Origin of the sequence: Xanthomonas boreopolis, from assembly GCF_046529185.1 — a bacterium.
Classification (GTDB): Bacteria; Pseudomonadota; Gammaproteobacteria; order Xanthomonadales; family Xanthomonadaceae; genus Pseudomonas_S; species Pseudomonas_S boreopolis.
Window position 1 is genome coordinate 1,480,922 of the sequence record NZ_CP097162.1, and the last position, 18,461, is coordinate 1,499,382.

The following is an 18,461-nucleotide window of genomic DNA, read 5'->3' on the forward strand; positions in this document are numbered from 1 at the left end:
ACGCTCAGCCGATGCGCACGCGTTCGCCGGCGCCCGCGGCCACCACCTGGCCGATCCGCCAGTGCGCCAGGCCCTGACCGTCCAGCGCCTGTTCCAGCGCGGCCGCCTGCGCCGGCTCGGCCACCAGCACGAAGCCGATGCCGCAATTGAAGGTGCGCCACATCTCGGCGTCTTCCACCGCGCCCTCGCGCTGCAGCCATTGGAACACCGGCGGCAGCGGCCAGCTGCGCGCATCGATGTCCAGGCCGAGGCCTTCGGGGATCACGCGGATGATGTTCTCGGTCAATCCGCCGCCGGTGACATGGGCCATGGCGTGGATGGCTTCGCCGTGGGACGCCAGCAACGCCAGCACCGGCTTCACGTACAGCGCGGTGGGCGCCATCAGCGCGTCGATCAGCTTCACGCCGCCCACGTCCAGGTCGGCCGGGGAGCCGGCGCGCTCGTAGATGCGGCGGACCAGCGAATAGCCGTTCGAGTGCGGGCCGGAGGAGGCGATGCCGATCAGCACGTCGCCCTCGCGGACCTTGCCGCCGTCCAGCAGACGCGATTTCTCCACCGCCGCCACGCAGAAGCCGGCCAGGTCGTACTCGCCCGGCGGATACATGTCGGGCATCTCGGCGGTCTCGCCGCCGATCAGCGCGCAGCCGGACAGTTCGCAACCGCGGGCGATGCCGCCGACCACCGCGGCCGCGGTGTCCACGTCCAGCTTGCCGGTGGCGAAGTAGTCCAGGAAGAACAGCGGCTCGGCGCCCTGGACCAGCACGTCGTTGACGCACATCGCGACCAGGTCGATGCCGATCGTGTCGTGGCGGTTCAGCTGCTGGGCCAGCTTCAGCTTGGTGCCGACGCCATCGGTGCCGGACACCAGCACCGGCTCCTTGTACTTGCCGGACAGGTCGAACAGCGCGCCGAAGCCGCCCAGCCCGCCCATCACCTCCGGCCGGAAGCTGCGCTTGACCAGCGGCTTGATGCGTTCCACCAAGGCGTTGCCGGCATCGATGTCGACGCCTGCGTCGCGGTAGGTCAAGGGCGTGGGGGCGGAAGGGGATGGGCTGGTCACGGGCGGCGGCTCGGCGGAAAGGGCGCGATTTTAGCAGCCACGTTGGCGCCAGGCCCGCATTCGGGCAACAATTCCCCCGGAATACGTCGAGCTAGAGCGTGTTATGCCCTTCTTCATGAGATGCGTCGGTCGGCTCCGCGCCGTTGACGGCCCGTCCCCCGGGACCCTGCCGGGAATGCTGCGGTCCCGCGTCGCGCGCCTGGCCTCGAAGCGCCCCGGCGAGCGTCGCGTCCATCCGAAGGGCCGCGGCACGCTCCGCATGTCCATGCGCGCCGGCGCGCTCGCGCTTCTCGCCGCGGCGCTGGCGATGCCGGCGGCGCCGGTCCTGGCCCAGGCCGACCTGCGTACCGAGGGCGACGTGGCCAAGGCGCAGGGCGCCTACGAGGCGGAAGTGCCGGTCAACAGCCAGGCCGAGTCCGACCGGGCCGGCGGGCTGGCGCGCGCGCTGGGCGCGGTGCTGGCCAAGCTGTCCGGCGACCGCAACGTCATGGCCCGGCCGGGCGTGCCGCAGGCGTTGCGCAACGCCGGCAACTACGTCGACAGCTACGACTACCGGCAGGACCAGGGCACCTCCCCGACCGGCGCGCCGACCTTCAAGACCATGCTGGTGGCGCGCTTCCGGCAGGACGACGTGGACGGCCTGGTGGCCGCGCTCGGCCTGCCGGTTTGGCCGCAGCCGCGGCCCAAGCCGGTGCTGTGGCTGGCGATCGACGACGGTTCCGGGCCGCGCCTGGTCGGGTTGCAGCAGTCCAATGCCGCGCGCAGCGTGCTCGACCGGGCGGTGGAGCGCGGCTTCCGGCTCGGCCTGCCGGGCGGCGGCGCGGCCGAGCAGGCCCTGGTCGGCGCGATCTGGCGCCAGGACACCGCGGCGGTGGCGCGCGCCTCGGCCCGCTACAGCCCGCCGATGCAACTGATCGGCAAGTTGTACCGGTCCGGCGGCGGCTGGGCCGCGGATTGGGTGTTCGTGGACGACGGCAAGGTGCTTTCGACCTGGTCCACCAGCGATGGCGATGCGCGCCGGGCGATGGCCGGCGGTGCCGACGGCGCCGCCGATGCGCTGGTCAAGCGCTACGCCAAGCGCGTGGAGACCGGCACGCCCGGCGTCTACCGCGCGGTGTTCACCGGCATCCGCAGCGCCGACGACTACCTGCGCCTGTCGGCCGCCCTGCAGGGCGTGTCGGTGGTGCGCGGCATCCGCCCGGTCCGCGCTTCCGGCGACCGGCTCGAGGCGGACCTCGAGCTGTTGACCGGCATTTCCGGCCTCAACCGCATGCTCGGCGACGACAGCCCGGTGGTGCCGGTGTCGGTGCCGACCGAAGGCCCGGTCATCCTGGACGGCGAGCGCGCCGAGTACCGTCTGAAATGAACCTGTCGCCCGAAGCCGAAATCGCCCTGTTCCTGCGCCGCCTGAAGTGGACGGCGCTGGCGGTGGGCGTGTGCTGGGTGATCTGGCTGCTGGCCCCGGTGCTGACCCCGTTCGCGCTGGCGCTGCTGCTGGGATGGCTCGGCGATCCCCTGGTCGACCGCATCGAGCGCACCGGGCTGTCGCGCAACACCTCGGTCGTGCTGGTGTTCGCCTCGATGCTGCTGCTGGTCGCGCTCGCGTTGATGATCCTGGTGCCGATGATCGAGCGCCAGATCGTCACGCTGATCAACGCGCTGCCGCAGATGCGCGATTGGGTGATCGGCACCGCGGTGCCGTGGATCGAGCAGAAGACCGGGCTGGAGCTGATGACGTGGCTCGACCCGGAGCGCCTGATCGACTGGATCCGCTCGCACTGGCAGCAGGCCGGCGGCGTCGCCAAGACCTTCTTCGGCTACCTGTCGCGCTCGGGCTTCGCGATGGTCGCCTGGGTGCTCAACATCGTGCTGCTGCCGATCCTGACGTTCTACTTCCTGCGCGACTGGGACAAGCTGGTCGAGCGCGTCGCGGCGATCATCCCGCGCAACTACATCGGCACCGTCGGCCGCCTCGCGCAGGAGTCCAACGAGGTGCTCGGCGCCTTCATTCGCGGCCAGTTCCTGGTCATGGTGGCGCTGGGCGTGATCTACGCGGCCGGGCTGTCGATCAGCGGCCTCAACCTGGGCCTGCTGATCGGCCTGATCGCGGGCCTGATCAGCTTCATCCCCTACCTGGGCGCGACCACCGGCGTGGTGCTGGCGGTGCTGGCCGCGCTGGTGCAGGCGCACGGCTTCGACCTGCGGCTGATGGTCGGGCTGGCGGCGACCTTCACGGTCGGGCAGCTGCTGGAGAGCTACGTGCTGACCCCGCGCATCGTCGGCGACAAGATCGGCCTGCACCCGGTCGCGGTGATCTTCGCGGTGATGGCCGGCGGCCAGCTGTTCGGCTTCCTCGGCATGCTGCTGGCGCTGCCTGTGGCGGCGGTGGCCAATGTGCTGCTGCGCTACGCCCATGAGCGCTACAAGCAGAGCGACCTGTACGCCGGCGAGCGGCCGACGATCCTGCTCGACAGCTACGTCGACAAGAACGCGGTCGTCGAAGTGCCTAAGGACGGCGATCCGACGTGAGCGTGCCGCAGTTGCCGCTGGCCCTGCGCTATCCGCCGGACCAGCGTTTCGAGAGCTTCGTCGCCGCGCCCGAGGGGCTGGTCGAGCACCTGCAGGCGATGGCCGCCGGCGCGGTGCGCGACTGGCTGTACCTTGCCGGCCCCGCGGGCAGCGGCAAGACCCACCTGGCGCTGTCGCTGTGTGCCGCTGCCGAGCAGGCCGGGCGCGCGGCCGCCTACCTGCCGTTGCTGGCGGCGGCGGGGCGCCTGCGCGAGGCGCTGGAGGCGCTGGAAGGTCGCGACGTGATCGCGCTCGACGGCCTGGAACATGTCGCCGGCACGCGCCAGGGCGAGCGGGCGCACGGCATCGCCGGCAACCGCGACGACGAGGTGGCGCTGTTCGATTTCCACAACCGCGCGCGTGCCGCGGGAGTGACGCTGCTGTATACCGCGCAGGCCATGCCCGATGCCTTGGCGCTGGCCCTGCCGGACCTGCGCTCGCGGCTGTCGCAATGCACGCGGATCACCTTGCCGGCGCTGGACGACAGCGGCCGTGCGGCGGTGCTGCGCGACCGCGCGCAACGCCGCGGGCTGGTGCTGGAAGAAGCGGCGATCGACTGGCTGCTGGTGCATGGCGAGCGCGAACCGGCGGCGCTGGTGCGGCTGCTGGACCGGCTCGACCGCGAATCGCTGGCGGCCAAGCGGCGCGTCACCGTGCCGTTCCTGCGCCGGGTCCTGGGCGAGGCCAGGAACCCGTAGCGGTCGCAAGATGGATGCAAGCCTTTCCCTTCCCCGGGAGAAGCTGCCCCGCAGGGACGGATGGGGGTACGGGCGAAGCCCCCGCGCCGGGAAATGACGGCTATGGCACTGGAGAGCGCCGTGCGTTCAGTTGCCGATCCAACTGCGCCAGCCGCTCCGGCGTGCCCACGTCGGTCCACTGCCCGCAATGGCGCTCGCCGGTCACGCGGCCTGCCTGCATCGCCGCGCGCAGCAACGGCGCCAGCTTGAAGCGCGGCGGCGTCGCGTCGGCGCCCGGCGCCGCGCCGATCGCGTCGCGCCAGCGATCGAGCAGGCCCGGGCGGTACACGCCGATCCCGGCGAACGTCAGCGCGGGATGGCCCGCCTCGCGATCGCATACCCGGCCGTCGTCCAGCAGGCGGAAATCGCCGGCCGGATGGTGGTCGGGATTGTCGACCAGCACCAGGTGCGCGTCGCCGTGCGGGGCCCGAGGCAGCCGCGCCAGGTCGAAATCGCTCCAGACATCGCCGTTGATCGCGATGAACGGCGCGTCGCCCAGCAGCGGCAACGCATGCAGCATGCCGCCGCCGGTCTCCAGCGGCACCGGTCCTTCGAACGAGTAATGCAGGCGCAAGCCGAAGCGGCTGCCGTCGCCGAGCATCTCCGGGAACCGTTCCGCCAGCCACGAGGTATTGACCACGACCTCGCGCACGCCGAGCGCGGCGAGCCGGTACAGGTGCCAGGCGATCAGCGGTTCGCCGCCGGCCGCCAGCAGCGGCTTCGGGGTGCGGTCGGTGAGCGGCCGCATGCGTTCGCCGAGGCCGGCAGCGAAGATCAGCGCCTTCATGCGCCCGCCTGCGCTTCGCGCGCGGCCAGCGCGGGACGGATGCGGCTGTCGAGCAGGTGCCGCAGCGGCTGCAACGGCGGATGGCGCGGCAACACTTCGTCCAGGTAGGCGATGAAGCGCGGCACGTTGCGCAGGTACCAGTCCTTGCCGTCGCGGTAGTTCAGGCGCGAGAAGATGCCCAGGTTCTTCAGGTGGCGCTGTACGCCCATCCAGTCGGCGTCGCGCAGGAAGCGCTCGCGGCTGGCGGGCACCGGGATGCCGGCTTCGAGCGCGCGCGCGTGATACCGCGCCAGCCAAGCGTCGACGCGCGCCAGCGGCCAGCTCACCGAGGTGTCCTTGAACAGGCTCACCGGGTCGTAGGCGACCGGGCCGAGCACGCAATCCTGGAAGTCCAGCACCGCCGGCCCGTCCGCGGCCGGCATCAGGTTGCGCGGCATGAAATCGCGATGCGCCAGCACGCGCGGCTGGGCGAGCGCATTGTCCATCAGGCGGCGCTGCACGAGCTGGAGCTGTTCGGCCTCGCCGCAATCCAGCGCGATGCCCAGGTGGCGGCCCAGGAACCATTCCTCGAACAAGCCTGCGTCGCGCTGCAGCAGGGCCTCGCCGAACTCGCCGATGCCCTCCGGTGGCGCGATCTTCTGCAGCTTGAGCAATTGCCCGACCGCCGCGTCGAACAGGTCGTCGGCGTTCGATGCATCCAGTACCTGCGCCAGCGTCGGCCCGCCCAGGTCCTCCAGCAGCAGGAATCCCTGCTCAACGTCCTCGGCCAGCACCTGCGGCACGCGCACGCCGGCGCCGCCGAGCAGCCGCTGCATGCGCAGCCATGGGCGCACGTCCTCCAGGCCGGGCGGCGAGTCCATCACGATCCGCGACGGGCCTTTCCCCTCGCTGCGCCAATAGCTGCGGAAGCCGGCATCGATCGAGGCGCGTTGCAGGCTGGCCTGCGCATCGCCGAGGGCCTGGCGCGCCCAATGCAGGCGCTGCCGTTCGCGTGGGGAATCGCTGTCGGTAACTGGGGTCATCGCGTGCGAAGAACGGGGCGGCACCGGGGCGCCGCCGCGGGAAAGCGGGGAGGAGGAAGGGGTCAGGACTTGCCGCTGAACAGCCGCAGCAGCGCCAGGATGGCCACGGCCCCGAGCAGTGCGGCGAGGAAGCCGGCCGGCTCGCCGGCGGCGTACCAGCCCATGTAGCGGCCGAACCAGCCCGCGAGCACCGCGCCGCCGATGCCGAGCACGATCGTCAGCAGGCAGCCCATGCGGTTGTTGCCCGGCATGAAGAAGCGGGCGAGCAGGCCGACCACGAAGCCGACCAGGATGATGTAGAGCCAGCTGTCGCTGCCGAACAATCCGCTCATGGGACACTCCGGTGGGGAACCGCGCGCAGACTAGCAGGCCGGGGCGTGCGTTGGGGCGGGACCCGCGAAGCCCGCCCCCGCATCGAACGCCGTCGTGGGGGGAGCTTCAGCCCTGCAGGGCTTCACCGGGCAAGGCCGGGACCCGGTTTGGAAACTCGGAGGAGCGACACGCCTGCTTCGGGTCGGATGTCGTTGTGGGAGGGGCTTCAGCCCGACGGGCTTGACCGGCCATCTGTCGGGACTGAAGTCCCTCCCACAAAAAAAGCGAGAAACTGCAAGAACGCATCGGATCGCTTGACAGCCGACCCCAGGCGAAGGCGCCTTTCCCGAATCCCGAATCCCGAATCCCGAATCCCGAATCCCGAATCCCGAATCCCGAATCCCGAATCCCAGGTCCCAGGTCCCAGGTCCCAGGTCCCAGGTCCTAGGTCCTAGGTCCTAGGCCCGGATCAGCAACAACCGTGCCCGCCGTGCCGGCTGCCGCTGTCGGCCGCCACCGGCGAGCCGCTGGTTTCGCCGCGCAGGCTGGCCGCGTGGTGCTCGGCGATCACCTTGGCCACGCAGGCGGTGACGCGCTTGCCCATCGGGATGTGCAGGAACTCGTTGGGGCCGTGCGCGTTGGAGTGCGGGCCGAGCACGCCGGTGATCATGAACTGCGCGCCCGGGAACTTCTCGCCGAGCATGCCCATGAACGGGATCGAGCCGCCTTCGCCCATGTACATGGCCGGCTTGCCGAAGAAGGTCTGGCTGGCCTCGTCGATGGCCTTTTCCAGCCACGGCGCCATCGCCGGCGCGTTCCAGCCGCTGGATGCCTTTTCCAGCTCCAGCGTGACCTGCGCGCCGTTGGGCGGATCGCGCAGCAGCGCTTCCTTCAGCCGCTCGCCGCAGCGCTTGCCATCGGCGGTCGGCGGCAGGCGCAGCGACAGCTTCACGGCGGTATGCGGGCGCAGCACGTTGCCGGCCGACTCCAGCGGCGGCATGCCGCCGATGCCGGTGACCGACAGCGCCGGGCGCCAGGTGCGGTTGAGCACCAGCTCGGTCAGGTCCTCGTTCATCGGCTCGAGGCCCTTCACCAGCGGGAACTTGTCGAAGATCGCGGTATCGACCACCTCGGCGGCGCGCTTGGCCTGCGCCAGGCGCTCCTGCGGCACCTCGACGTGCAGGTCCTCGAGCAGGATGCGGCCGGTCTTCTCGTCCTCGATCCGCGACAGCAGCTGGCGCAGCAGGCGGAAGCTGGACGGCACCACGCCGGAGGCATCGCCGGAGTGCACGCCTTCCTCCAGCACCTTCACGGTCAGGTTGCCGCCGGTCAGGCCGCGCAGGGAGGTGGTGCACCACAGTTGGTCGTAGTTGGCGCAGCCCGAGTCCAGGCACACCACCAGCGACGGCTTGCCGATGCGGTCGGCCAGGTGGTCGACGTACGCCGGCAGGTCGTAGGAGCCGGATTCCTCGCAGGCCTCGATCAGGATCACGCAGCGCGCATGCGGCAGGCCCTGTTCCTGCAGCGCCATGATCGAGGTCAGCGAACCGAAGATCGCGTAGCCGTCGTCGGCGCCGCCGCGGCCGTACAGCTTGTCGCCCCGCAGCACCGGCTTCCACGGACCCAGCTCCTCGTCCCAGCCGGTCATCTCCGGCTGCTTGTCGAGGTGGCCGTAGAGCAGCACGGTGTCCTCGCCGGTCTCCGGGCCGCTGGCCGGGATTTCAAGGAAGATCAACGGGGTGCGGCCTTCCAGGCGGACCACCTCGACCTGCAGGCCGGCGATCTTCTGCGCCCGGGCCCAGTTCTCCATCAGGGCGACCGCCTGGTCCATGTAGCCGTTTGCGACCCAATTGGCGTCGAACATCGGCGACTTGTTGGGGATGCGGATGTAATCGACCAACTGCGGAACGATGTCCTTGTCCCATTTCTCGCTGACGTACTGGTCGATCTTGCGGCTGTCCATCGGGTGCTCCGGGAATACGTGACTAAGAGCGCCCATTCTACGCCTGCCGCCGTTTGTAGGAATTTTCCTACAGCACTGCGCGCGGTTTACCGGCTGTGCGTGCGGGGGGCCGACGATACGCTTGTCTCATGTGGCGCGGGACACTGTTCCAGCCGGCAGGAATGCCGGCCAGGACCCTTCCCAAGCCACAAGGAGCGTTGCCATGAAGTCTTTAGCCGTAGTCCTGCAGTCCTTGTTCCTGGCGTTGCTGCTGTCCTCCGCGGCCCATGCGGTCGAAAGGATCAACATCAACACGGCGAGTGCCGCCGACCTGGACAGGGTGCTGGTGAACGTCGGGCCCGCCAAGGCGCAGGCCATCGTCGAACACCGCCGGGCCAACGGTCCCTTCAAAAGCGCCGAGGAGCTGGCGCTGGTCAAGGGAATCGGACTCAAGACGGTCGAAAGGAACAGAGACCTGATCGAAGTGGGGGCAGGGAATACCCCCGCTGCGAAGGCTGCCAAGGCGGCGGCTGCACAGCCGGTGCAAAGACGCTGAGGGGAATGGAAATCCGCAATACGGTCCGACGCAGGATGCGTGGCCGCTACCTATCTGGACAGGAAGTCTAGGGGAAGGCTGGAAGCCGAGATGGATGTGTATCGCCCGGTGTTGCACATTGACGTGCAGCCGGGCGATTTTCGTTGTGGGACTGGAACCCGGGATTGGGGATTGGGGATCTGCCGATGCCGCCTTCGAGGCGCCCGGTCTCGCGCGGCCCGGCAGGCGCAGGCACAATGCCGGGATGTCACTCCTGCATGCACCGTCCCGGGTGATCGCCGCGGCCGATTACCGGCGCGAACGCTGGCGCAACGGCCTGGGCTGGACCCGCGAAATCCTGCGCCTGCCCGGCGACGGCGACTGGTCGTTGCGGCTGTCCATCGCCGAGATCGAGCGCGATGCGGCGTTCTCCGCGTTTCCCGGGGTCGAGCGCGAGCTGGTGCTGTTGCAGGGCAACGGCGTGCGGCTGCGTTTCGAGGACGGGCGGGTGGAGACGTTGTTGCCGCCCTACCAACGCGCGCGGTTTCCCGGCGAAGCGATCGTCGCCGGCGAATTGATCGACGGCGTCACGCACGATTTCAACGTGATGTGGCGGCGCGATGCGCTGCAAGTGGACGTGCTGCACCGCCCGTTGGCCGGGCGGATGGTGTTCTTCACCGAGCCCGGGGTCGCCTGGGCGATCCACCTGCTGGCGGGACAGGCGCGCTTCGATGCGGGCAGCGGCCTGGGCGGGATAGCGGCTGGCGATACCGCCTGGCTGGGCGCCGGAACACGCGAGGGGCACGGGGTCGACGGCGCCGGCGAATTGCTGGCGGTCCGGATCCGTCCGGCCTGAGGGCCTGGCTCAATACACGTCGCGCCGGTAGCGGCCTTGAAGCGAGAGTTGCTCGCGCGCCTCCGGGCCGAGGACCTCGTCCAGTACCCGTTCCACCTCCGGCGCCATGCCGCGCAGGCTGCCGCAGACGTGGATCGCGGCGCCGTCGGCGACCCACTCGCGCAGGGTTGCGGCGGCTTCGCGCAGGCGATGCTGCACGTAGCGGGCCGGGCCGGCGCCGTCGCGGGAGAACGCCGTGTCGAGGCGTTCCAGCCAGCCATCGCGCTGCCAGGCGCGCAGGTCCTCGCCGAAATGCAGGTCGAAGGCCGCATTGCGTTCCCCGAACAGCAGCCAGTTGCGCCGCGCCCCGGCGGCGATGCGTTCGGCCAGGTGCGCGCGCAAGCCGGCGATCCCGGTGCCGTTGCCGACCAGGATCATCGGCACCTGCGGCCCGGGGCCGTGGAAATTCGGATTGCTGCGGATGCGCAGGGCGATTTCGTCGCCAAGGCGGGCATGGCGGCACAGCCAGCCGCTGCCGAGGCCGGGTTGGCCCCGGGCGTCGGTCTGCAGGCGCAACAGCAGCTCCAGGCGGCCTTCCGGGGGGATCGAGGCGATCGAATACTCGCGGTGCGGCAGCGGCTGCAGCCCGCGCACCAGCGTCGCCGGATCGGCGGGGCCGGCCAGGTCCGGCAGGCGCGATTCGCTCAGCCAGTCGCGCAAGGGCCGGCCGTCCACCCGTTGCGTGCCGTCCAGTGCGTGCGTCCGCAGCCAGGCATCCACGCGGGTGGCCGCCTGGCGCGGACCGATCTCGGCGATGTCGCCGGCCTGCCAGTGCGGCAGCGGCCCCCGGGCCGGCGCGAGCGCGATGCGATAGACCTCGCCGCCGGCACTGCCGGCGTTGAGCAGGTTCCGTTGCAGCAGGCGCCATGGCGCATAGCGTGGCTTCTCCCAGTCCGGCAAGGTCGACGGCCGGTCGCCGAGCTGCGCCAGCAGCGATTGCCATTGGCGCAGCGCTTCCGGCGCGGCGCGGTCCACGTCGATCCGCTCGAACAGCGCATGCGCGCCCTGGTGCCGCAACCATCGCTCGAGCCGGCGGCCGAACGCGCAGTAGTCGGCGTAGTCGCGGTCGCCGAGCGCCAGCACGGCGTAGCGCAACGACGGCAGCTGCAGGGAGCGCTGCATCACGTCGCGCAGGAACGGTTGCGCGTGGTCGGGCGCGTCGCCTTCGCCGGTGGTGCTGGCGATGAACAGTATGCGGGCGCCGGAAGCGAGCCGGGAAGCGTCGAGCCGTTCCAGCGGCAGGGCGACGGCCGGCTGGCCCACGTTCGCGAGGGTTTCCACGCTGCGCTCCGCCAGTTCGCGCGCGAACCCGGTCTGGCTCGCCCAGGCGACCAGCAGTCCGGCGCCGTCGGCCGGCCCGGTCGCGAGGCTGCGCGAGCGCGATGCGACCCAGGCGCTGCCGGCGGCGTAGGCGAGCACGGCGATGCCGGCCAGCCACCAGCGCCCGGGCAGCGGCGGGGCGCTCCACCAGTCGCCTTCGTGCAGGCGCAGCAGGCCCAGGGCGATCGACGCCAGCAATGCGCCGACCGCCAGGTTGCCAGCGACGGCACGCCGCGATGCGCCGTTCATGCGTGGGTTTCCAGCAGCCGCTCGAAGGCTTGGCTCATGCGTTCTTCCACGCCGGCGTGGGTGCGGGCAAGAAAGCGCACCGCCAGCCCGCGTGCGTCGGCCAGGGCGATGCCGGGGCCCGGGCCGAGCACGGTGAAGGCGGTCGCCCAGGCATCGGCTTGCGTCGCGTCGCCGGCGATCACGGTCACGGCCGCGGCGGCCCGTTCGACGGGCCGGCCCAGGCGCGGATCGAAGGTGTGCGAATAACGCCGGCCGTCCGCATCGAAGCGGTGCCAGCGATCGCCCGAGGTGGCTATCGCGAGGTCGTCCAGCGCCAGCACGCGCGGCGGCAGGCCGGAGGCGTCGTCCTCCTCCGGCGCCGATTCCACCAGCACGCGCCACGGCTGGCCATCGGGCTTGCGACCGTAGCCATGCAGTTCGCCCCCCACTTCCACCAGCGCGCTGGCGATGGCCTGTTCCTTCAGGTGCCGATGCACCGCATCCACGCCGTAGCCCTTGGCGATGCCGGACAGGTCGAGTTCGAGCCCGCCGGGCTGCAGCAGCTCGTGCCCATCGTCGCGCCATTGCAGCCGCGTCCAGCCCACGCGCGCGCGCATGGCGTCGATCGCGTCCTGCGCAGGCACGCGCCGGGCCCCGGCATGCGCGCCGAATCCCCACAGCGAGACCAGCGGCCCGACGCTGGGATCGAATGCGCCGCCGCTGGCGCGGGCGACGTCGAGCGCCACCTGCATCACCGCGCGGAAGCCGCCGGGCAACCGGTGCCAGCTGCCGGCCGGCGCGCGGTTGTAGCGGCTGATGCCCGACTCCGGCTCCCAGGTGCTCATCTGCGCCACCACGGTGTCCAGCACGCGCTGGATCCCGGCGTGGATCGGGTGCAGGTCGCGGTGGCGCGGCACGACCAGCTTCACGCTCCAGGTCGTGCCCATGGTCTGGCCGCCGAGCGTGGCGATGTCGAGGGAGGCGTGGGACATCCGGGGACTCGTGCGGGTGCCGTCGTTCCCGCCTTCGCGGCAACGAGGAGCGCCCGGCGGTGGATCACTGCGGCAGCACTTCCAGCGTGGCGACGTAGCTCAACCGGCGCTGCCTGGCCTGGGGTACCGTGGTCTTGCCGTCTTCCGTGGCGGTCTCCAGCCAGTACATGCCGGCTTCCGGCCAGGTCACCGAGAACGCGCCCTGGGCATCGGTCTTCACCTTGATCTCGTCCTGCGCATTGCGATAGCGCGTCCCGCCGCGGACGATCTCGACATCGAGGCCCGCGGCCGGCTTGCCGTCGATCTGCAGCTTGAACTGCGCCGGTTCGCCGGCGAACAGGTCGTTGGGATGGGTGACCGGGACCAACTCGATGCCCTTGCCGCCGGGCTCAAGCGCGGTCTCGTTCGGCGCGCCGTTGGTCACGAACGTCTCCACGCGGCCGAGCGACTGCGACACCTGCAGGTCCTGCGCGTTCTTCGGCACCTCGGTGGCGAAGCGCGCTGCGTCGCCGCGCCAGCGCTTGGGCTTGCCGTCTTCCTTCCAACTGGCGAACAGGCCGTCGTTGACCACCGCCAGGCGATAGGTGCCGGCCTGCTTGAGCTGCAGGTCGAACACGCTGCGGTAGCGGCCGGTGGCGGCGTTCTCCGGCTGCAGGCGGCTGCCGTCCGGCGCGGTGATCGCCAGGTTGTCCAGGCGCAGCGGCACGTGGTTGAAGTAGAACAGGTCGTTGGAGACGGCGCCGTCCACGGTGATCCAGGGCTGTTCGCCGGCGATCACGGTCTGCGACGGCAGCAGCCAGGCCTTGTGGGCGAGCGCGGAGAACGGCAGCGCGGCGAGCGCGGCGGTCAGGACGAGGGAACGCTTCATCGGAACTCCTGTGGCGATCGTCGATCGAGGGAAGGGATCACGGCTTGGCGGCCAGGGTCACGCTGCCCAGCTCGCTGCTGCCCTGGGCCTTGCCGCTCTGCGGGCTCCTGGCCGGCCAGCTGAAGGGGATCTTCAACAGCTCGCGGCCACCGACTTCGCGCGCGGCCTCGACCACCAGCGTGTATTCGCCCGCGGCCAGGCCCTTCAGCTGCGGCTGCTGGTCGGTGAAGGAGAGCGCGTGCTTGCCGGCGGGCCGGGTCGGGCCGGTCACCCCGTCGACCGGCACCTGCAGCGTGCGCCCGCTCTTGCGCCACCACTGGCGCAGGTCGGGCAGCCACTTGGTGCCGTGGCCCTCGGCGGTGTCCCTGGATTGGTACCAGACGGCGAGGTTGGCGGCGACCTTCTGGTCGGCCCCTTCGATCCAGATCGCCACGTAGGGACGGTGGTACTCGGCGACGTTGAGCTTGGGGATCTCGACGTTGATGTCGAGCGTGGCCGCGTAGGCCGGCACGGCCAGCAGGCCGCTCAAGGCGATGGTGAGGGTGGCGGTGACGCGCATGGAAGTCTCCGGGCGTGGATTAGTGGATCAGGAGCAGGGCGATCAGCAGCGGGACGAGCAGGCCCAGCCCGACCAGCGGCCAGGTCATGCGGCGCTGGCGGGCGTGCATCTGCAGCAGGAACAGGCCGGTGACGCAGAACACCAGGCACGCGACCGCGAACAGGTCGATGAACCAGCTCCAGGCGGGGCCGGCATTGCGTCCCTTGTGCAGGTCGTTGAAGTACGAGATCCAGCCGCGGTCGGTGGCTTCGTACTCGACCGCGCCGCTGGCGCGATCGATGCTGAGCCAGGCGTCCGCGCCGGGGGCCGGCATCGAGAGGTAGATCTCGTCGCCGGACCATTCCGCCTGGCGCCGGCCGAGCGATACGGACAGCTCGCGGTCCAGCCAGGCCACCACCTCGCGCGGCAGCGGCGCGTGGCCGTCCTCGGGACCGTCCAGCGCACGCAGCAGCGGCGCCGGCAGCGTGGCCTGGCGGTTCGTCACCGTCGGCTTCGCCTCGATGCGCGCGGCATGGTTCAAGGTCAGGCCCGTCGCGGCGAACACGAGCATCCCGGCCAGGCAGATCGCGGAGCTGATCCAGTGCCACTGGTGCAGCGTCCGCAGCCAGAAACCGCGACGTTGGCGCGCCGTGGCGTGATCGGTGGCGGACGGAGTAGGCAACGGACGCTGTCGGGAGGGGCCGAGGAGGAAGTTATTCTACAGAAATGAGAATTGATCTCAATTATGGAATTCGAGTCTGCGCTCGTGCCAGGCCTGGAACGCGCCCGGCAGCGAGCCGTGCTCGTGTGGGAGCGGCTTTAGCCGCGATGGGGCTTTTCCCGGGCAAGCCCGATCGCGGCTAAAGCCACTGCCACAAACAGCGAGAAGGAAACCCGAGCTCTTCGACGCACGACGGGCACGCAGATTGATGGCGTCCGGTCAGGTCTCCGACCACTCGCGCAGCAGGTTGTGGTAGACGTTGGTGAGCTTGAGCAGCGCGCCGCGGTCCGCGCCCGATGCGGTCAGCGCCTGGATCGCGGTGTCCAGTTCGAACAGGCGTTGCCGCCTGGCGCTGTCGCGCACCAGGCTCTGCACCCAGAAGAACGAGGCCAGCCGCGCGCCGCGGGTCACCGGGGTGACGCGGTGCAGGCTGCTGGAGGGGTAGAGGATGAGGTCGCCCGCGGGCAGTTTGACCTCGTGCTCCCCGTAGGTGTCGCTGATGACCAGTTCGCCGCCGTCGTATTCCTCCGGCCCGCACAGGAACAACGTGCAGGAGAGATCGGTACGCAGCGTCATGGCCGGCTGCGTCGCGCTGGCCGCCAGCGTCATCACCGCGCCATCGACGTGGAAGCCGTATTCGCCGCCACCCTCGTACCGGTTGAAGCGCGGTGGGATCGTGCGCAGCGGCAAGGCCGCCGCGAAATAGAGCGGGCTGCGGGCGAGCGCCCTCAGCACCGCCTGTCCCAGTTCGTGCTTGAGCGGCGACGCGTCGGGCAGTTGCAGGTTGCGCTTGACCTGGGCGCCCTGCGCGCCGACGGTCTCGCGACCGTCGGTCCAGTCGGCGCCGTCGAGCGCCTGGCGGAAGCGCGCCACTTCGTCGGCGGTCAGGATGCCGGGGATGTGCAGCAACATGGCGTGCTCCGGGAAAAGGTCTCCGTTCTTATCATGACGCGAACGGTGCCACCGCGGTGCGGGAGGGCTCCAGCCGCCGGGACTGAAGCCCCTTCCGCAAGTACCTTCCGCAGCGGAGGGTGGCCGGGGAAGGTGCCGCCTGCGCGGATCAGAACTTCAGGTTGGCCGTGAGCAGCGCCGAGCGCGGCGCGCCGGGCGTGTAGCGGAATCCGCTCTTGTTGATGCCGGCCACGTAGTCCTTGTCGAACACGTTGTTGACGTTCAGGCGCAGCTCGAAGTGGTCGTTGACCGGGTAGGTCACCACCGCGTCCCAGACCGCGTACGACTTGACGAAGGCCGGCGTGCCGATCGCGCCGTCGGTGCCGCGCTTCATCTCGCCGGAGTAGCGCACGCCGCCGCCGATGGTCAGCTTGAACGGCAGCGTGTAGGTGGTCCAGGCGGTGAAGGCGCTGTCCGGCGTGTAGGCCAGGTCCAGGCTGCCGTCCTGCGACACCTTGGCGCCTTCCTTGACCTGCGCGTCCATCCGGGTATAGCCGGTGGAGAGCGCCCAGTTCTCGGTGAGCTTGCCCACGGCGGAGAGTTCCACGCCCTTCACCCGCTTCTCGCCGGTCTGGTAGTACAGCCCGTCGCTGCCCTGGCTGATCTCGTTGGTGACGTCGGTCTGGAACAGCGCCAGGGTCACGAACAGGTTGTCGTCCAGGAAGTTCCACTTGGTGCCTACCTCGGCGGTCTTGGCCTTCTGCGGGTCGAAGCGGGGGTTGTTGGCGTTGTTGGCCGACGCGCTCAGTTCCAGCGAGCTGCCGCCCGGCGGCTGCTGGGAAATGGCGTAGTTGGCGTACAGGCTGATGTTCTCCGCGGCCTTGTAGACCGCGCCGAGCTTCCAGTTGAACAGCGTGTCGGAAACGTCGGCATCCACGCCCACCTGGGTGGCGCACGGCACCGCGTTGGTGGTGGCGGAGGTGCAGGTCAGGCTCTTGAAGTCGGTCTTGTAGCGGTCCAGGCGCACGCCGGCGGTGACCAGGAAGCTGTCGCCGAACTTCAGCGTGTCGAAGGCGTAGGCAGAGAACGTGGTGGTCGTGCCCTTGCTGTGCGCGCCGTTGCGCGCGCTGGCCAGCGGCGTGGTGTTCCAGTCGGGGGCGTACAGGTCGACCGGGTTGGCGGCGAGCCAGGCGGCGCGGTCGACGATGTTGCGCCCCCAGCTCTGCAGTTCCTCGCGGGTGGCCTCCACGCCGGTGCTGAGGTTGTGCCTGATCGCGCCGGTGGCGAAGTCCACGCGCAGGTTCAACTGGTCGGTGAGGATCGTGTACCGCTGGTCCTTGAAGGTGGGCAGGCTGCGCGCCACCGTCCAGGTCGACGGGTCCGCGGGGTCGGGCGTGCGCAGGTTGGCCGCGTTCGGCATGAACGCGAACAGCAGGTAGTCCTGCTCGTTGCGGCCCCAGCGCGCGGTGTTGGTCAGCTTGACCGCGTCGGAGAAGTCGTGCTCGAAGCGGAACGTGGCCATCTTCGAGGTGACGTCGTCGTGGTCGTAGCGGGTGCCGTAGAAGTTCTCGCCGTCCACGCGCGCCGCATTCGTCAACCACGGACGGGTCGCGTCGGGCGAGGAATAGCCGGGCAGGCCGATGGTCGGCACGCCGCCGTCCGGCACGTTGTCCTGCTTCACGTACAGCAGGTCGATGAAGTAGCGGGTGCTGGTATCCAGGCCGAACGCGAGCGACGGCGCGATGCCCCAGCGCTTGTTCTGGACGTGGTCGCGGCCGATCGCGTCGCTGTCCTGGCCCATCACGTTCACGCGCAAGGCGCTGGTGGCGCCGAGCGCCTGGTTCCAATCGCCGGTGACGCGACGCTGGTTGTCGGTGCCGCCGGTGAGGGATGCGCTCAGCGCATCGGCCAGGAACGGTTGCTTGGTGACCAGGTTGATCGCGCCGGTCGGCGCGCTGCGGCCGTTGTCGGTGCCGGCGGGGCCTTTCTCGACCTCGATCTGCTCGATGTTGAAGACGTCGCGCGAGATCGAGCCGAGATCGCGGATGCCATCGACGAAGATGCTGCTCGAACTGTCGAAGCCGCGCATGTAGATCGCGTCGCCGGTGGTGGTGTTGCCGTTCTCGCCGACGTAGAACGTACCGACGCCGGGACTGTTGCGCAGCGCCTCGGTGAGGGTGGTGGCGCCCTGCTCGTTGAACAGGTCCTTGCTGATCACGTTGAGGGTCTGGGGCGTATCGATCAGCGCCTGGGTGAACTTCGGCGAGGCCGGCGCCTCGACCAGGTAGCGCTTGGCCCGGTCGCCCTGGACGTCGACCTTGTCCAGCGTGGTGGGCGGGGCCGCGGCGGCATCGGCGGCGAAGGCGGGGGAGGCCAGGCCCAGGCTGCCGAGCAGGGCTGCGGCGGTGAGGCTCTGGGCGGATGCCTGGGAGAAGGAGTGCTTGCGGCTCTTGATCTTGGAGGTCATCGTGACGGAGGTGCAGGGCTGGATGCTCGCCGGCGGCGCGCGTTCTCCGGTCCCGTGGGCCGGGGAGCGCGCGTTCGAGCCGGGGTGGTTGGCCAGACGGGCTGGCTGCCTCTGGCCGCGTTTCATGCGGTCATCGCGGCATATTTCCTCGCAAATGCGAATTGTTTGCAATATGTTTCGCATCCGGGCGAATCGTGCCGGCGCGCGGGAAACGCGGAAAACCCCGCCGAGGGCGGGGTTCTTCTGGTGAAAATCGCCTATCTTTCAGCGACTTGCATGGATTCCGCCGACTAGCGGTCGTCCCGCGTCCAGACGCCGCCGTGCTCGAGCTTCACCGGGAACTTGGCCACGGGCGTATAGGCGGGCGCGCACAGCGCGCGGCCGTCGCGGACGTCGAAGCGGGCGCCGTGCAGCAGGCACTCGATGGTGCCGGCCGAGGCGTCGTACTCGCCGGCCGAGAGCTCGTAGTCCTCGTGGCTGCAGCGGTCCTCCAGCGCATAGAAGTCGCCGTCGAGGTTGAAGACCAGGATCGGCGCATCGGTCACCTCGTCCCAGACCGTCTTCATCTCGCCCGGCAA

18 protein-coding genes are annotated in these 18,461 nt (G+C 70.1%); 5 read left to right on the forward strand and 13 right to left on the reverse strand.

What is annotated here, in order from left to right; translation table 11 throughout:
* Positions 1-4: 4 nt before the first annotated feature.
* Complete coding sequence (purM, locus tag M3M27_RS06590; protein ID WP_434027971.1) at positions 5-1,027, reverse strand: phosphoribosylformylglycinamidine cyclo-ligase; 1,023 nt, start codon at positions 1,025-1,027, stop codon at positions 5-7.
* A gap of 292 nt (positions 1,028-1,319) precedes the next feature.
* Here purM and M3M27_RS06595 point away from each other — a divergent pair, with 292 nt between their 5' ends.
* Genes M3M27_RS06595 through hda form a run of 3 tightly spaced genes read left to right on the forward strand, consistent with a single transcriptional unit; the run spans position 1,320 to position 4,326 of the window.
* Positions 1,320-2,426, forward strand: coding sequence for a DUF2066 domain-containing protein (locus M3M27_RS06595; protein WP_434027972.1), 1,107 nt, complete (start codon positions 1,320-1,322; stop codon positions 2,424-2,426).
* Positions 2,423-3,589 carry an AI-2E family transporter gene (locus tag M3M27_RS06600; protein ID WP_140719039.1) on the forward strand — a complete coding sequence of 389 codons (1,167 nt, stop codon included), beginning with the start codon at positions 2,423-2,425 and terminating at the stop codon, positions 3,587-3,589. The genes M3M27_RS06595 and M3M27_RS06600 overlap by 4 nt, the downstream gene beginning before the upstream one ends.
* A complete protein-coding gene (hda, locus tag M3M27_RS06605) occupies positions 3,586-4,326 on the forward strand; it encodes a DnaA regulatory inactivator Hda (RefSeq protein WP_434027529.1) in 741 nt (246 codons plus the stop codon). Before M3M27_RS06600 ends, hda begins: the two co-directional genes overlap by 4 nt.
* Positions 4,327-4,426: 100 nt before the next feature.
* Here the strand turns inward: hda and murU are convergent, their stop codons facing one another.
* From murU to M3M27_RS06625, 4 genes are all read right to left on the reverse strand, one after another.
* Positions 4,427-5,152, reverse strand: coding sequence for an N-acetylmuramate alpha-1-phosphate uridylyltransferase MurU (gene murU, locus M3M27_RS06610; protein ID WP_434027530.1), 726 nt, complete (start codon positions 5,150-5,152; stop codon positions 4,427-4,429).
* Entirely contained in the window at positions 5,149-6,174 is a 1,026-nt protein-coding gene (locus tag M3M27_RS06615; RefSeq protein ID WP_434027531.1) for an aminoglycoside phosphotransferase family protein, read from the reverse strand. The genes murU and M3M27_RS06615 overlap by 4 nt, the downstream gene beginning before the upstream one ends.
* Before the next feature lie 62 nt (positions 6,175-6,236).
* Positions 6,237-6,506, reverse strand: coding sequence for a GlsB/YeaQ/YmgE family stress response membrane protein (locus tag M3M27_RS06620; RefSeq protein ID WP_140719035.1), 270 nt, complete (start codon positions 6,504-6,506; stop codon positions 6,237-6,239).
* A 449-nt stretch (positions 6,507-6,955) separates the two neighbouring features.
* Entirely contained in the window at positions 6,956-8,449 is a 1,494-nt protein-coding gene (locus M3M27_RS06625; protein WP_434027533.1) for a M20 family metallopeptidase, read from the reverse strand.
* A 202-nt stretch (positions 8,450-8,651) separates the two neighbouring features.
* Between M3M27_RS06625 and M3M27_RS06630 the strand changes: the two genes are divergently transcribed.
* Positions 8,652-8,984 carry a ComEA family DNA-binding protein gene (locus M3M27_RS06630; RefSeq protein ID WP_140719033.1) on the forward strand — a complete coding sequence of 111 codons (333 nt, stop codon included), beginning with the start codon at positions 8,652-8,654 and terminating at the stop codon, positions 8,982-8,984.
* 244 nt (positions 8,985-9,228) lie between these two features.
* Positions 9,229-9,819: a HutD/Ves family protein gene (locus tag M3M27_RS06635; protein ID WP_434027534.1), complete on the forward strand. Its 591-nt coding sequence runs from the start codon at positions 9,229-9,231 to the stop codon at positions 9,817-9,819.
* Between the two features lie 9 nt (positions 9,820-9,828).
* On the opposite strand, the gene M3M27_RS06640 is transcribed toward M3M27_RS06635, so the two are convergent.
* From M3M27_RS06640 to M3M27_RS06675, 8 genes are all read right to left on the reverse strand, one after another.
* Positions 9,829-11,427, reverse strand: a complete 1,599-nt coding sequence (locus M3M27_RS06640; RefSeq protein WP_434027535.1) for a sulfite reductase subunit alpha — start codon at positions 11,425-11,427, stop codon at positions 9,829-9,831.
* On the reverse strand, positions 11,424-12,398 hold the full coding sequence (locus tag M3M27_RS06645; RefSeq protein ID WP_434027536.1) for an FAD:protein FMN transferase: 975 nt from the start codon (positions 12,396-12,398) through the stop codon (positions 11,424-11,426). Before M3M27_RS06645 ends, M3M27_RS06640 begins: the two co-directional genes overlap by 4 nt.
* Positions 12,399-12,462: 64 nt before the next feature.
* Entirely contained in the window at positions 12,463-13,266 is an 804-nt protein-coding gene (locus M3M27_RS06650) for a DUF4198 domain-containing protein (protein ID WP_140719029.1), read from the reverse strand.
* Between the two features lie 37 nt (positions 13,267-13,303).
* Complete coding sequence (locus tag M3M27_RS06655; protein ID WP_434027537.1) at positions 13,304-13,825, reverse strand: DUF2271 domain-containing protein; 522 nt, start codon at positions 13,823-13,825, stop codon at positions 13,304-13,306.
* A 19-nt stretch (positions 13,826-13,844) separates the two neighbouring features.
* Positions 13,845-14,486 (reverse strand): PepSY-associated TM helix domain-containing protein, encoded by a 642-nt coding sequence (locus M3M27_RS06660; protein WP_434027538.1) that lies wholly within the window; start codon positions 14,484-14,486, stop codon positions 13,845-13,847.
* A 258-nt stretch (positions 14,487-14,744) separates the two neighbouring features.
* On the reverse strand, positions 14,745-15,437 hold the full coding sequence (locus M3M27_RS06665) for a Fe2+-dependent dioxygenase (protein ID WP_140719026.1): 693 nt from the start codon (positions 15,435-15,437) through the stop codon (positions 14,745-14,747).
* A gap of 148 nt (positions 15,438-15,585) precedes the next feature.
* Positions 15,586-17,883, reverse strand: a complete 2,298-nt coding sequence (locus tag M3M27_RS06670) for a catecholate siderophore receptor Fiu (RefSeq protein ID WP_434027539.1) — start codon at positions 17,881-17,883, stop codon at positions 15,586-15,588.
* A 290-nt stretch (positions 17,884-18,173) separates the two neighbouring features.
* Positions 18,174-18,449, reverse strand: a complete 276-nt coding sequence (locus M3M27_RS06675) for a Rieske 2Fe-2S domain-containing protein (protein ID WP_140719930.1) — start codon at positions 18,447-18,449, stop codon at positions 18,174-18,176.
* Positions 18,450-18,461 lie beyond the last annotated feature (12 nt).